12 protein-coding genes and 1 riboswitch are annotated in these 14,687 nt (G+C 54.5%); of the genes, 11 read left to right on the forward strand and 1 reads right to left on the reverse strand.

From position 1 onward, the window contains the following. The first annotated feature begins 21 nt into the window (after positions 1-21). The 8 genes from ACGG9R_RS04265 (at position 22) to ACGG9R_RS04300 (ending at position 9,357) form a co-directional block, all read left to right on the forward strand. Entirely contained in the window at positions 22-213 is a 192-nt protein-coding gene (locus ACGG9R_RS04265; protein ID WP_390151888.1) for a hypothetical protein, read from the forward strand. A gap of 756 nt (positions 214-969) precedes the next feature. Next, positions 970-2,004, forward strand: a complete 1,035-nt coding sequence (locus ACGG9R_RS04270; RefSeq protein WP_022105569.1) for a rod shape-determining protein — start codon at positions 970-972, stop codon at positions 2,002-2,004. A gap of 2 nt (positions 2,005-2,006) precedes the next feature. Then, positions 2,007-2,921, forward strand: coding sequence for a rod shape-determining protein MreC (mreC, locus tag ACGG9R_RS04275; RefSeq protein ID WP_390151892.1), 915 nt, complete (start codon positions 2,007-2,009; stop codon positions 2,919-2,921). After that, entirely contained in the window at positions 2,918-3,409 is a 492-nt protein-coding gene (gene mreD, locus ACGG9R_RS04280) for a rod shape-determining protein MreD (protein WP_390151895.1), read from the forward strand. The genes mreC and mreD overlap by 4 nt, the downstream gene beginning before the upstream one ends. Beyond that, positions 3,406-5,280, forward strand: a complete 1,875-nt coding sequence (gene mrdA, locus ACGG9R_RS04285; protein ID WP_390151898.1) for a penicillin-binding protein 2 — start codon at positions 3,406-3,408, stop codon at positions 5,278-5,280. Before mreD ends, mrdA begins: the two co-directional genes overlap by 4 nt. Further along, positions 5,273-6,118, forward strand: coding sequence for an AAA family ATPase (locus tag ACGG9R_RS04290; protein ID WP_390151901.1), 846 nt, complete (start codon positions 5,273-5,275; stop codon positions 6,116-6,118). The genes mrdA and ACGG9R_RS04290 overlap by 8 nt, the downstream gene beginning before the upstream one ends. Positions 6,119-6,122: 4 nt before the next feature. After that, positions 6,123-7,238: a rod shape-determining protein RodA gene (rodA, locus tag ACGG9R_RS04295; protein WP_022105574.1), complete on the forward strand. Its 1,116-nt coding sequence runs from the start codon at positions 6,123-6,125 to the stop codon at positions 7,236-7,238. Between the two features lie 211 nt (positions 7,239-7,449). Next, complete coding sequence (locus ACGG9R_RS04300) at positions 7,450-9,357, forward strand: TIGR03960 family B12-binding radical SAM protein (protein ID WP_390151905.1); 1,908 nt, start codon at positions 7,450-7,452, stop codon at positions 9,355-9,357. Positions 9,358-9,736: 379 nt separating this feature from the next. On the opposite strand, the gene ACGG9R_RS04305 is transcribed toward ACGG9R_RS04300, so the two are convergent. Continuing rightward, entirely contained in the window at positions 9,737-10,711 is a 975-nt protein-coding gene (locus ACGG9R_RS04305; RefSeq protein WP_390151908.1) for a hypothetical protein, read from the reverse strand. 608 nt (positions 10,712-11,319) lie between these two features. Then, a riboswitch (FMN riboswitch) is annotated at positions 11,320-11,453 on the forward strand. A 38-nt stretch (positions 11,454-11,491) separates the two neighbouring features. On the opposite strand from ACGG9R_RS04305, the gene ribD reads away from it, so the two are divergent. Genes ribD through ACGG9R_RS04320 form a run of 3 tightly spaced genes read left to right on the forward strand, consistent with a single transcriptional unit; the run spans position 11,492 to position 14,536 of the window. Then, entirely contained in the window at positions 11,492-12,685 is a 1,194-nt protein-coding gene (gene ribD, locus ACGG9R_RS04310) for a bifunctional diaminohydroxyphosphoribosylaminopyrimidine deaminase/5-amino-6-(5-phosphoribosylamino)uracil reductase RibD (RefSeq protein WP_390151911.1), read from the forward strand. Then, positions 12,667-13,317, forward strand: coding sequence for a riboflavin synthase (locus ACGG9R_RS04315; protein ID WP_390151914.1), 651 nt, complete (start codon positions 12,667-12,669; stop codon positions 13,315-13,317). The genes ribD and ACGG9R_RS04315 overlap by 19 nt, the downstream gene beginning before the upstream one ends. Next, on the forward strand, positions 13,307-14,536 hold the full coding sequence (locus tag ACGG9R_RS04320) for a bifunctional 3,4-dihydroxy-2-butanone-4-phosphate synthase/GTP cyclohydrolase II (RefSeq protein ID WP_390151917.1): 1,230 nt from the start codon (positions 13,307-13,309) through the stop codon (positions 14,534-14,536). The genes ACGG9R_RS04315 and ACGG9R_RS04320 overlap by 11 nt, the downstream gene beginning before the upstream one ends. The last annotated feature ends 151 nt before the right edge of the window (positions 14,537-14,687 follow it).

Genomic DNA, 14,687 nt, shown 5'->3' on the forward strand with positions numbered 1-14,687 from the left:
ATGAAATTTCATGGAGGAAGAATGGAAAAGAATGGCTGGGGCGGGAAACGCCCCAATCAAACAGGAAGGCCCAAGAAAGCCGAAGGCGTGAGAAAACAACATCAGCTGCGCGCATATGACGAAGAATGGGCGGTGATTCAGGCATTCGCCCGGCTAGTCAAACACGGGAAAATGAAAGAGTGCAGCGATTTCGTGAAAAGGATTGAGACTTAGAAAAAGGAAGCAAAAAGAGCTCTTCAAACGTCACCATCACCGCAAATGATTCAGACGATTAAAGAGCTGAGGTGCAAGAGGGCGAATGCCCTCTTGACAACCTCATTATATCACATCCGGCCGCACATGACTGGTAACGAAGGTAGGCATGGAGAGACTGTATGGGAAAGAAAAAGAATAGCTGGGCGCAAAGTCGGGCGCAGTTGGCGGCCTGAAAGTTCCCTAAATGAGAATGAAGCGGTATAGGAACGGCAGGAAATGCGACGGTATCTGATTCGCTGAATTTCATATAATTTGTCATTCTCATTTGAAGGTCTCCGGAACCAGGTGTCGAGAGTTCGAATCCCTCTAGACGCACCAGAATTTCTCCGATCATATCGGACAAAATATAATTCGTCCAGTTACACCCTGAAGGTGGGGTAATACATGGGGGAAATCGACCTTTGAGGAGGTCAGAAAGCCGAGGCGGTATGCCCCGGCTTTTTATCATGCCTTTTTCTTTGTTTTGGCAGCAAATCTCTGATCACAGTCCGATGGCTCGTCGTCATATATTTCCTTGGCTATGGTGGTTCCAAACCGTCTCTTTCTACTGTATTCTCCATGGTAAACATGCTATAATAATAAGACGTTTCATTTGAATACATCGGACAGAGACAGGGGCTGCGCTTCAGGATGCGCCGCGGATTTTCGCTGTATCTCACGGGTCTTTGACCGTGGGAGCTCTGTACCGGCCTTTATATATCGTGAGGGTTTACCATGAAAATGTTTCGAGGACTATCGAACTGGATCGGTATGGACATGGGCTCGTCCCAAGTCCGTATCTACCGGGAAAATAAAGTGATCCTTGCTGAAGCGAGTACGGTCGCGGTGGATAACATCGACGGCCATGTACTGGGCTTTGGCACGGAGGCGCTCATTCATTACCACAAGGCGCCGGAGAATATTTCTCTGGAGTGGCCGGTACAGAATGGCGTCATCGCTGATTATGATATGACGAAGGCGATGCTTCGTTTTTTTATCCGCAAATCGCTTCATCATGCGGTGTCGCGTCCGACGGTGATGATCTCCATTCCGGGCGAGACGAGCTCGGTCACGCGGCATGCGCTGGTGGATGCTTTGATCCACGCCGGCGCGCAGCATGTGTACCTTCTTCCTTCGCCGGCGGCTGCGGCTATCGGGGCGGGGAAGGATATGCTGGCACCATCTGTGATCTTTTCTCTTGTCATCGGGCGTGATGTTGCTGATGCGGGGCTTTACAGCTGCGGAGGGATCGTCACGCAGGAGGGGATCCCTTTCGGCGGGCATCATATCGATAAGGGGATCTGCCAGTATCTGCAGGAAAAGTATCAGATCATGATCGGGCTGGATCAGGCGGAGAAGTTGAAGAGTGAAGTGATCTCTCTCAAAGCGGCGGATGGGCAGGCGACATTCACTATCCGCGGGCGCAGGATCCGTGATGGCGTGGAAGTGGTGGTGGAGCTTTCCACGGAGGAATTAAGACCGGTGATGCAGCGTATCCTGCAGCCTGTTCTGAAGCTCATCCGCCGTGTCCTTCGCGAGGCGAAACCGGAGATGGCGGGCGATCTTCTGAAGAATGGTCTGCTTCTTTCCGGCGGTAGTGCGCTTTTAGACGGGCTGAAGGACTGGCTCGCCGGAGAGCTTCATATGCCGGTCTTCGTACCGGCTCTGCCGGGGGAGGTATTGGCTATGGGCTGCTATCAGGCTCTTGGCATGTATAAGGATCTGCCGTTTCTCATCGAGAACGGTGAAAAATATTACGGAGGCGCTTGATCGTGATTTTCTTTGGCAGAAAAAAGATGGCCGCCGCAGTCGCCCTCTTTGTTTTCATGGGCGCATGCGGCTGGTTCTGGCGGCATAGGGAGTACATCCCTTTCATTTCGCAGCCGCTCTCTATCGGTGCAGCTCCTTTCAACTATACCGCGAGCAGGACGGCGCTTTCTTTCACACAGGGGCTTGATTTACTTTCGGGCGCGTGGGAGAACTGGAACGAGCTGGATGCGCTCCGGAAGGAAAATGAAAGTCTTCGCGCGGAGCAGGCTCAGTACAGCGAGATCCTTGCGGAGAATATCCGACTGAAGAGTCTCCTTTCGTTCAAGCAGGGCTATAAACAGTACCACCTGACGGGGGCTTCTGTCATCACCCGCGACTACGGGGGATGGACACAGACGCTGGTCGTGGACCGCGGCAGTGACAGCGGCATCAAGAAGTATATGCCTGTCATCGTCCCGACGGGTCTTGTGGGCTTTGTGAGTGAAGTGTATGAGAATTCCGCACGTGTGCAGCTCCTTCTGGATCCGCGTACATCGGTGGGCGGTATCGTTGCGCGTCCGGCCTCGCGCGTGGTGGCGATGGTTTCCGGAAACAGCAGTGAGCCGGGCAAGCTCTCTTTCGTGAATCTGCCGCGTGAGGCTGATGTCATCAAGGGGGATACCATCGTGGCATCCGGCTATGGCGGGGTGTATCCGAAGGGGATGGTCATCGGTACCGTCGAGCAGGTGGATGTCGACTCCATCGGCGGCACGCAGGTGGCACGCATTGTTCCGGCGGCTGATTTCTCTCATCTGGAAGAGGTCTTCATCATCACGGACCATATCCAGAGGGCGACGCCAGAGAGTATCCTGGTGAAGCCGCCGAAGAAGGAACCGCCGATGAATCCCAATAAACATCAGGCAGGTGAGAAGGAATGAGTGGCTATGCACTGGCTTTTTTGAGCTTTCTCGTTTTTCTTGTGCAGTCCTCGGTGATGCCATTCTTTTTCTCGGGGCTGCATCAGCCGGATCTGTGGCTGGTCGTCATCGTCCTTGCGACATTGATCTTTGATAACAAGACGGCGATGACGCTTGCACTCGTGGGCGGGCTCCTTACGGATCTTGTGACGGGAAATCTTTTCGGACTGCACCTCCTGCCATACCTGGCGATCGCAGCGCTGTATCTCGCTTTGGGCAGGAAGCGCTACAACCGTCACTGGTATATTTCGCTTTTTGCAATGACGCTGGCCTCGCTCCTTTATGCACTGCTGTCATGGCTGGTGCTTTTGGCAGCTGGCAGCCATGTCTTCTCGATTTCTTATATCCTGTACTTTGTGATGAGCACCACCTTCATGAATGGAGTAGCCGTGCTCTTTCTTCACAGGCCGCTATGGGCCATGAAACGGGAGGGAGAACCGAAGTGGTGAATAAGCATGTGCCCTCGATTCTCAGTGGGCTTTTGAAAAATACGGAGGAGTCCCGCTATGCACGTATGATCTATGCGGCGATCTTCCTCCTGCTCGTCCTAGGACTGCGTCTTTTCTATATGCAGGTCATTCAGGGCGGGTACTATAAAGAAGAAGCGGATGGGAACCGCATCCGTTACCTTCCCATGCAGGCGATGCGTGGTGTCATGTATGACAGAAATGGCTTGATCCTTGCGGGCTCGCGCTCGGCATACAGCGTCGTCATGCCGGTCGATCGCAAGGGAAATACGCTGTCGGATGAGGCGCTCAGCCGCCTGTCGCAGCTTCTTCATGTGCCGACTGCCGATATCAAGAAAAAGATCGAAGACAATAAGCTGGCCTTCGGAGCGATCTATCTGGCAAACGATGTCGGCATCGATGTCGCGACGCAGATCGAAGAGAAGAAGGATGAATTCCCGGGCATCGAAATCGAAGTGAATCCGCTACGCGTATATCCGCTGGGCAATGCGGGGGCGCAGGTCCTTGGCTATGTCGGCGAAGCGGGGCCGGATGACAGGGATGCGGAAGGAAATCCGTACACGACCACGACACTGATCGGTCGTGCGGGCCTTGAGAGCCGCTATAACAATTATCTCGAAGGCAAGAATGGCACAAAGACGGTCGAGGTCAATGCATCGGGTCAGCCTGTCCGCTATGTGGGCGGTACGCCGTCTGTCACGGGGAACAGTGTGCGTTTGACGCTGGATGCGAATCTGCAGAAAGCGGCAGAGGACGCAATGGAAGCACAGGTGAAGACGCTCGTCCATGGCGGTGTCATGCCGACGGGGGCTTCCGCGGTGGCTGTCGATCCGAATAGCGGAGCGATCCTCGCAATGGCTAGCTGGCCGAGCTATGATCCGAACCGCTTCAGCAAGGGGATCTCTTCGAAAGACTGGAATGAGATCGTCAATAATAAGAATCATCCGATGCAGAACCGCACGATCCAGTCGATGTATCCGCCCGGATCGCTCTTCAAAGTCATCACGGGCGCGGCAGCACTCGAAGCGAAGGTGACGACACCGGAGGAACGCATTTTTGATAACGGCAAGCACTGGCTCGTCGATAAGAGAAACTCTGGGGGCGAAGCCTTCGGATGGATCAATTTCTATGAAGCGATCGAAAAGTCGGACAATGTCTATTTCTATGAAATGGGACGCCGTGCAGGCATCGACCGCATCTCCCGTATGGCGGAGGAATTCGGTCTTGGGAAAACGACAGGCATCGACCTTGCCGGTGAATCGGACGGCAATGTCGCAAGCGAAGCCTACAAGATGAAAGTTTTCAAGCAGGACTGGTACCTCGGGGAGACGATGGATGCCGCGATCGGACAGAGCTTCACGCTGACGACGCCGCTGCAGATGGCGATGGTATACTCGGCGATCGCCAATGGCGGCTTCCGCTACCAGCCATACCTTGTGAACCGCATCGATCAGCTGGATGGGACACCGCTCAAGATCTTCTCACCGGAGAAGGTGGGGACGCTTCCGGTATCTAAGGATACGCTTGATGCGATCCACAAAGGACTTCGGATGGTCATGAGCAAGGATGGGACAGGCGGCCAGATCTTCGAACATTATCCGATTTCGATCGCCGGTAAGTCTGGTACGGCGGAAACGAATGGTCTCGATAACGGCTGGTTCGTGGCATATGCGCCTTTCGACAAGCCGGAGGTCGTGATCCTGTGCATGTTCGAGCACAGCGGCTTCGGCTCGGAGTCCGCGGCACCTGTCGTCAAGAAGATGATGGATGCCTATTTCCATATCGGAGATTATTCGCCGGCAAAGCTGAAGGCAGCGGATGAGGCAAAGGCAGGAGGCAAAAAGAATGGCTGAGATCGTATCCTTTGCTTCCGGTAAGGGCGGCGTGGGGAAGACGCTCCTCACCGCTGCTCTGGGGATCTTCCTCTCCCGGAAGGGGAAGAAGGTGCTCCTCATCGATGGGGATATGGGCATGAGAAATATGGATCTCGTGCTGGGGCTGGAAAATGAGTGCTTCTATCATGTGATGGATCTGGCGGAAGGCCGCTGCTTTGCGAAGGATGTCATCCTGGAAGTGAATGACCATTTGGATTTCCTGCCGGCGGCGCAGAATGATACATGGGAGACCGTCTTTCCTGCGGCGATGGATACCGTGCTCGAAGACGTGGAGGACAAGTATGACTACATCCTTCTCGACTGTCCGGCGGGGCGGGGAGAGGGCATCCGCTTTGCGGAGCATCTCTCGGATCATATGTTCCTTGTTGTGGCGCCGTCCTGGGCCTCGAAGCGGAATGCAGAGCGTCTCATGACGGGACCGCGCAAGCGGTACATGACCTATGTGCTGAACCAGTTCTCCCTCTCGGGGGATACGCAAATCTCCCTCTCGGATATGCTGGAGACGCTCGATGAAGAGTCCATCTCTGCCATCATCCCGTATACGGAGGAGGCAGACCGTCTCGCGCATCAGGGAGAGCTTTCGGATTTTTCCGAAAAAGGGGCGCTCGGAGAAGCACTCGCTCTTTTCTGGAAATCGTACAAAGAAGAGAAACAGATCCCGCTTTCGCGCTGGAAGAAGCTGCTTCGGAGAGCAGAGGCGGAGAATGCGCGGGAGAAGGCACCTGTGAAGACGGCGCCGGCCGGCCTTTCCTGGCACTCGGGCAGCCGCTCGTATAAATGGCAGAGGAGGAGATAGCAGAATGAATCTCATTCGATATTGGCGGCGCATTGACAGCACGCTGCTGATGGCTGTCCTGGGCCTTGGCGTCATCTGTCTTCTGATCATTGCGAGTGCCACTCATGCGAATATGGATGGACAACCGGGGCAGTATGACTTCGTCATGAAGCAGGGGATCTTCTTTGTCGGCGGTCTTATCATTGCCGGGGGCTCGCTCTATTTTGACTACAGGAAACTCTATCGCTTCGTCCCCATCCTCTATGGCATCAATGCGATCCTGCTTCTGGTCGTCAAATTCGCCGGAACGAGTGCGCTTGGGGCGCAGCGCTGGATCCAGATCGGCCCTTTCACGCTGCAGCCTTCGGAATTTGCGAAAATCATCATGATCATCTGTCTGGCAAGGCTCATGGCGAATGACAAATCCGGCTTCCAGACATGGAAGAGCCTTCTGCCTGTCGCGGGTATGATGGCACTTCCGACACTTTTGATCTTCATCCAGCCGGACCTTGGTACGAGCCTTGTCTTCGCGGCCATCACCTTCGGCATGCTTTATATTTCCGGACTCAAGATGCAGCTTGTGAAACGCGCTTTTCTTGCGTTCGTCGTAGTCTTCCCGCTCATCTGGTTCTTCGTGCTGCACAGCTACCAGAAGATGCGTATCCTCGTCCTTTTCAATCCGGACGTCGATCCGTATGGCTCCGGTTACCATGTCATCCAGTCGAAGATTTCCATCGGCAGCGGCGGTTTCATCGGGCAGGGCCTTTTCGAAGGCACGCAGAGCCAGCTGAATTTCCTCCCGGAAAATCATACTGACTTTATCTTCTCTGTCATTGGGGAAGAGCTGGGCTTCGTCGGAGCCATTTTCGTTCTCTTTTTATTCTTCGTTCTTTTATACAGGACACTTATGATTTCCCGCTCTTCGGGGGATGCCTTCGGCAGCCTGCTCGCCTGTGGGATCTTTTCCATGTGGCTCTTCCAGATCTTCATCAATGTCGGCATGACCCTCGGCATTATGCCTGTCACCGGCATCCCGCTGCCTTTCATGAGCTACGGCGGCTCGGCTCTCCTCATGAATCTTCTCTGCGTCGGGCTTTTGATGAATATCTATTTAAGAAGAAAGAAATTGATGTTTGATTGACTGGGGATTAGGGATTAGTGGCTAGGGATTAGGAGTCTCAAGTGACTGGAGACTAGTGACTGGAATGCCAGCTCATGACATCGCCATTATTTATATTTCGCGGCGCTTCTATATTTTTATGCGCCGTACCACAACCCTGAACCCTGAACCTTGAACCCATTGAACCAATACAACCATAAACCTGTAACCCCATTTATTTTAGGAGTATCAAATGAACCGTGTAACTATCGATCCCGTATGGCTGATGCATATCCAAAAGCCTGCCCGCTACATTGGCGGAGAGTGGAACAGCGTGGTGAAAAACCACGATGAGATCCCGGTGAAAGTGGCGCTGGCATTCCCTGATGTCTACGAAGTCGCCATGAGCCATCTGGGACTCAAGATCATCTACAGTGTCCTGAATGCCAGAGAGGATGCGCTGGCAGAGCGTGTATATGCGCCATGGGTGGACATGGAAGCAATGATGAGAGAGAAGCACATCCCGCTCTTTTCTCTTGAAAACAAATGCCCGGTCAAGGACTTCGATGTACTTGGCTTCACCATGCCGTATGAAATGTGCTACACGAATATCCTGAACATGATCGACATGGCAGGCATTCCTGTCTGGGCGAAGGACCGCACAGACGAGGATCCCCTCGTCGTCGCCGGCGGTCCCTGCGTGTACAATGCAGAGCCGGTCGCTGATTTCTTCGATGTCTTCTTCATCGGAGAATCTGAAGAAGCCATCGGAGAGATGGTGGATATCGTGAAAGCATGGAAAGCGGAAGGGAAGCCCGGCGGCCGCAAAGAGGCGATCCGCCGTCTCGCTCAGATCGATGGCTGCTATGCGCCGTCCCTCTATGAGGTCTCTTACTATGAGAATGGCGTCTTCCGCAGCATCCGTCCCATCGACGAAGCGGCCCAGTTCCCTGTGAAGAAGCGTGTCATCCGTGATGTCGACCATGTCCACATCGATGACAAGCCGATCCTCCCGCATATCGAGATCGTGCATGATCGTGCCGTACTGGAAATGTTCCGCGGCTGCAGCCGCGGATGCCGTTTCTGCCAGGCGGGGATGATCTACCGCCCTGTGCGCGAGAAGAGCGAAGAGAGACTGCAGGAGATCGCAGATACCCTGATCAAGAATACGGGCTATAATGAAATTTCCCTCATGTCCCTCTCTTCGGCAGACTACTCCTGCCTGCCCGAGCTCGTCGATCACCTCTTGGAAAATTTCAAAGACAAGCGTGTGAGTGTCAGTCTCCCATCACTGCGTGTCGACAGCTTCTCCATCGACATCGCGAAAAAGATCCAGCAGGTCCGAAAGAGCGGTCTCACGCTGGCACCGGAAGCCGGTACGCAGCGCATGCGCGATGTCATCAATAAGGGCGTCACGGAGGAAGACATCATGGGCGCCTGTGCGAATGCCTTCAAAAATGGCTGGAAAAAGGTGAAGCTCTACTTCATGATGGGCCTTCCGACGGAAACGGATGAAGACCTGAAGGGCATCGCCGATCTGGCGAACCGCATCCACGAGCTCTATCACGAGATCAAGGGGCGCTATGACCTGCGCATCACTGTCAGCGTCTCGAGCTTCGTGCCGAAGCCTTTCACTCCTTTCCAGTGGATGCCGCAGTGCAGCGTAGAGGAGATCGAGCGCAAACAGCAGTATCTGAAGAGCCTTTTCACAAACCGCCATATCAAGTACGCCTATCATGATGCGAAGACAGGATATATCGAAGCTGTCCTCGCTCGCGGCGACCGCAAGCTCTCTTCTGCCATCTACACCGCATGGAAGAAAGGCTGCACCTATGACAGCTGGACGGAATTTTTCCACTTCGACGTCTGGATGGACAGCTTCCGTGAATGCGGTATCGATCCCGACGAGTACGCAGCGCGCATCCGCGATTTCTACGAATGCGAACCGTGGGATCATATCGACAGCGGTGTCACGAAGGACTACCTCCTGAAAGAATGGCGCATGGCCGAGAAGGGGATCCTCACCCATGACTGCCGCCACCAGGCCTGCAATGGTTGTGGTGTCTGCCCGATCCTCGATGTGAATCTCCTCGACCATAAAGTAGAAAGCAAGGAGCCGAAGCGTGTCTTCACGTATCGCCAGCCGAAGGCAAGGGAGTAGCTGTTTAGTGGCTAGGGATTAATAGCTGGTAGCTAGTGACTAGTAGCTAGGGATTAGGAATTTTCCCCCTTACCATTTTCTCCATACTATCGGTTTATGAAATCGACACGAAAGCGAGGTTCATGAGGCCTCGCTTTTTGCGTGTTATATTTTTCTCTATCTGTTTCGGACAAAAGAAAACCGTCATGACCATTTCGATCATGACGGTTTTCTTTTGGGATCAGGTATAGCGGAGTAGCGGGAAATGTGAGGCAAACTTCCTAATCCCTAGCCACTAGCCACTAGTCCCTAGTCCCTAGTCCCTAGTCCCTAGTCCCTAGTCCCTAGTCCCTAGTCACCAGTCACCAGTCACCAGTCACCAGTCACCAGTCACGTAAAATCAGAACATATTCAGCAGCCCTTTAAATCCATAGTAATTGGTCGGCAGGAAAGCATCCACATACTTGGATACACCGACAGGCTCCGGTGCGGTGAGGAAGAGAAGGAAAAGGCCGAGGACGGTGAAGCCGATCGCGATGAGGCTTGCCTTGCCCTTGCCGGACATTTCATAGTAGCCGAAAAGACGCAGGCCGAGTGCGCCGAAGAAGGTGATGCACATGCCGGAGAGGGAGAAGACACCGAAGAGGATATTCGCCATCAGGAAGCCGACATAGAAGACCGGCAGGAAAATGAAAGGCAGATTGTATGCGATGCGGGTCGGGTTCACGCTGCGACGCATATCATCCATCCAGTCCGCCATATCGAAGCCGAAGAGGCCGAGCGGGATGAAGGAGAGCAGGATGACCGTATCCCAGATGCCGGAAAGTCTGTCGCGGTCCTGTCCCAGCCACCATACGAAGCCGCAGAGGAAGAGGCCGACAGCGCCGCCCAGTGCATAGTACCAGGTAGCGGGGATGAATTTCACGGCAATCATAGAGACGGTGGTCAGGAGGGAACCGATCACGATGTACTTGGTGAGTTCTCCCTTCGAAAGCTGTCTGTCTTCCGGGATCTCCGACTTGATCTGCGCGAGGATCTCCACCATGAAGAGCAGGAGGAAGATCGCCAGCGCTGCGAATGGATACAGGAAGAGAGAGATCACGATCAGAAGGACGGGGACAAAGACTCGCATCCCCTTGAAGACCTGCAGCTTCTTGAAATTCAGCTTGCGTTTCTGGGTGTAAATGGTGAGGCGCATGAAGACCAGGTACGTCAGCATGATGCCTACCGTTTCCATCGGTTCACTTCCCATGTAGAGTAGCGCACAGAAAACGAGCATTGCCATATTCGCTCCGGTAAAGCGGCAGATCAGTGTACTGAAAATGCCAATGTTCAGAAAGGCCACTACGGCGTCAACAAAATTCAAAACATCCATCTCCTTAATAAAAAATAGAATTATCTTTTCTAGTATATATGGTACGCGGGTTTTACGCAAGGGAGGTTGGGGGATTCGTGACTGGGGACTCGTGACTAGGGATTAGTAGCTAGGGATTAGGTCATTCTCTCGCGTTTTTATCCCGCTAGAACCCTATTCGGCTCGCTACGCTCGCCACCTTCCCCATGCGGGGAAGGCTATGGTGCGGGGAAGCGGTATTCTGATTTTCTACCTTTTCCCTCCTTCCTCTGGAAGGAGGTGCCCCGAAGGGGCGGAGGTTGGCTCCCGTAGCGAGATGAAAAGAAATGTGGGACAGTCCATCCTCTCGTATCGTCATCCCGAGCGTAGCCGAGGGATCTTTTACGTCGTAGGGTATTCTGCACATATGAGGGAAAGAGAAAATCGCATAGGTGCTGCTCCTCATCTCACACTCTCCGTTTGACCGTTGTGCAAGGAAGATTTCTCGCTAGGCTCGAAATGACGATATGGGGAAAGCGGTATTCTCCTTTCTCATCCCTAGTCCCTAGCCACTAGTCACCAGTCCCTAGTCACCAGCCGCTGGACACGCATCCCTCTTGCGTCATCTGTTATAATAGAAACGTAGAAATATATCTCTTCAGGGCGGGGCGGAATTCCCCACCGGTGGTAAAGATCTTCTGAGCCCACGAGCTGCAGATGTCCTGCAGTAGATCTGGTGAGAACCCAGAGCCGACGGTTAGAGTCCGGATGAAAGAAGAGTGGTAGACTTTTTGGCTGTCCACCTCCCTGAAGGAAAGGAAGGTGGATTTTTTGCGTATCGATGAAGACAGAAAATTCATGAGCCGTGCGCTGGAGCTAGCGGTGCGCGGTATGGGACATACCCGTCCGAATCCGATGGTCGGGGCGGTGCTCGTAAAAGATGGCCGCATCATCGGCGAGGGCTGGCATGAAGTATATGGCGGGCCGCATGCGGAAGTGAACTGCTTCGCTCACGCGACAGAAGATCCGAAGGGGGCGACGCTCTATGTGACGCTTGAGCCCTGCTCACACTATGGGAAGACGCCGCCGTGCGCTGACCTCGTAGTGGAAAAAGGCGTCGACCGCGTGGTCGTCGCGATGGAGGATCCGAATCCTCTCGTAGCCGGCAAGGGGATCCGCAAGCTGAAAGAAGCGGGGATCTTTGTGACGGTAGGTCTCATGGAAGAGGAAGCGAAGAAGCTGAACGAAGTCTTCCTGAAATACATCACGCAGCACAAGCCCTTCGTCCTCTACAAGGCTGCGATGTCTCTGGATGGCAAGACGGCTTGCCACACGGGGGACTCCCAGTGGATCTCCTGTGAAGACTCGCGGGAAGAAGTACATGTCCTGCGCGGCTGCTACAAGGGCATCATGGTCGGCGCGGGGACGATCCTTGCTGACAATCCGCAGCTCACTGCCCGCACAGAGGGGATGATCGACCCCGTGCGCATCATCGTGGACGGAAAGCTCTCCGTGCCGCTCAAAGCGAAGGTATTTCAGGAAGAGGGGGAGAATATCATCCTCACCACGACTGCCTCGGATGAGGAAAAGCGCAAAGCGCTCTCGGATATGGGCGTCGATATCATCATGACGGACAGCGAAGAGAACGGCAGTGTCGATCTCGAGGCCGCCATGACGGGGCTCGCTCTGAAAGGCATCGACAGCATCCTCTTAGAGGGCGGCGCGACGCTCGCCGCGTCTGCCTTTGATGCCGGTATCGTCGACAAGGTACGCATCTATACCGCGCCGATGATCATTGGCGGCGTCTCTGCGCCCGGGCTCATCGGCGGCGAGGGCGCACCGACCATCCCGAAGGCCATCCGTCTCCGTGACATCCAGACGCAGATGACGGGGAAGGATCTCGTCATCGAAGCGTATGTAGAAAAAGAAGCCAAAGAAGAAAAGGCAGAGTCCACGCGCCCGACGGACGTCGACCTGCTGAAGAGAGAGGAAGAGCCATGTTCACAGGGATCGTAGAGGAAATCGGGACGCTTCGCAGGATGAAGCCCACAGCATCTTCCTGCACGCTCACCATTTCTTGTGAAAAAGTCCTCGAGGGGACGAAGCTCGGCGACAGCATCGCCGTGAACGGTACCTGCCTCACCGTGACGCGGATGGATACGCACTCTTTCGACTGCGACGTCACGCCGGAGACGCTTTCCCGCACGTCGTTTTCCATGGTGCGCGTCGGATCGCCCCTGAATCTCGAGCGTGCGCTCCGTCTCTCGGATCGCTTGGGCGGTCACATCGTGCTCGGCCATGTCGATACCACGGGACGCCTGATCTCCTTCATCAAAGAAGGAAATGCGGTCAATATCACCATCTCTGTCGAGCAGAAATGGATGAAATACATCGTAGAAAAAGGCTCCGTCGCTATCGACGGCGTGAGCCTCACTGTCGCGAAGCGGGGGAAAGACCGCTTCACGATCTCCCTCATCCCACATACGGGGGAGAAGACCATCCTTCTCGGGAAACGCCCGGGAGACCCGGTGAATGTCGAGTGCGACTACCTGGGAAAATATGTGGAGCAGCTCATGAAAAAGGACACGGAAGAAGGTCTCACCATGAGCATGCTTGAGACACTTTCTGGAGGAAACTATGGAATTTAAATTTGACCCGATTGAAGATATTTTAGAAGAGATCAGAGAGGGACACATCGTCATCATGCAGGACGCCGAGTCCCGCGAAAACGAAGGCGACTACATCTGTGCCGCAGAATTCGCCACGCCGGAGAATGTGAACCGCATGGCGTCCGAAGCGAAGGGCGTCATCTGCATGCCGATGTCCGAGGAGATCGCAGAATCCCTGTACCTCGGACCGATGATCCGTCACAATACGGACAATCACCAGACCGCCTTCCTTGAGTCCATCGACTACAAGGGCTCCGGCACCGGCGTCTCTGCCGCCGCCCGCTCCATGACAGCCTTGGAAGCCATCAAAGACGGAGCGAAGCCGGAAGATTTCCGTCGCCCTGGGCATCTTTTCCCGCTGAAAGCTCGCCGTTGGGGCGTCCTCGAACGGCAGGGCCATACCGAAGCGACCGTCGACCTCGCCCGCCTTGCGGGGCTCAAGCCCGCCGGCCTGTGCTGTGAGATCATGAATGAAGACGGTACCATGGCCCGCCGCGAAGACCTCTTCCGCCTCGCAAAGGAAAAAGGCCTCAAGATCGGCAACATTCAGGAGCTTATCGAATACAGGAAAAAGCATGAGATCTTCGTCGAACGCATCACCGCCGCCAAACTCCCGACCAAGTACGGCGACTTTGAGATCTACGGCTTCGTGAACCGCATGAATGGCGAGCACCACGTTGCCCTCACCATGGGGAAGGTCGATGACGGATCTCCCGTCCTCTGCCGCATCCACTCGGAATGTCTCACCGGTGACTGCTTCGGATCGCTGCGCTGCGACTGCGGACAGCAGCTCTCCGCAGCCATGCGCCAGATCGCCAAAGAAGGCCGCGGCGTCCTCGTCTACCTGCGTCAGGAAGGCCGCGGCATCGGCCTCATCAATAAGATCCGCGCCTATGCCCTGCAGGATGAAGGCTATGACACCGTCGAAGCGAATCTCAAGCTCGGCTTCGCTGCCGACCTTCGCGAGTACATGACCGGTGCGCAGATCCTTAGAAATCTCGGCGCGACACACATCCGCCTCCTGACAAACAACCCGCAGAAGATCGACGACGTAAGCGAGTACGGCATCACCATCACCGAGCGCGTCCCCATCGAGATCGCGCCCACCAGAGAAGACGAATTCTACCTCAAAACCAAGCAGGAAAAAATGGGCCACATGCTGAAGCTCGACCAGGACATCGTAGAGCCGAAGGCATAGGATTTTAGTGGCTAGTGACTGGTGACTGAAATGCCAGTTTCGGGGATTTCAGTTTACAAGAATCGGCGCATCGGCCATATATTCGCGGCGCAGCCGCCACAACAACCCCGAACCCTGAACCCTTGAACCCTTGATGTTACCATTTATAAAA

Source organism: Dialister sp. i34-0019-2H8 (assembly GCF_042846925.1).
In the GTDB taxonomy this organism is placed as follows: Bacteria; Bacillota; Negativicutes; order Veillonellales; family Dialisteraceae; genus Dialister.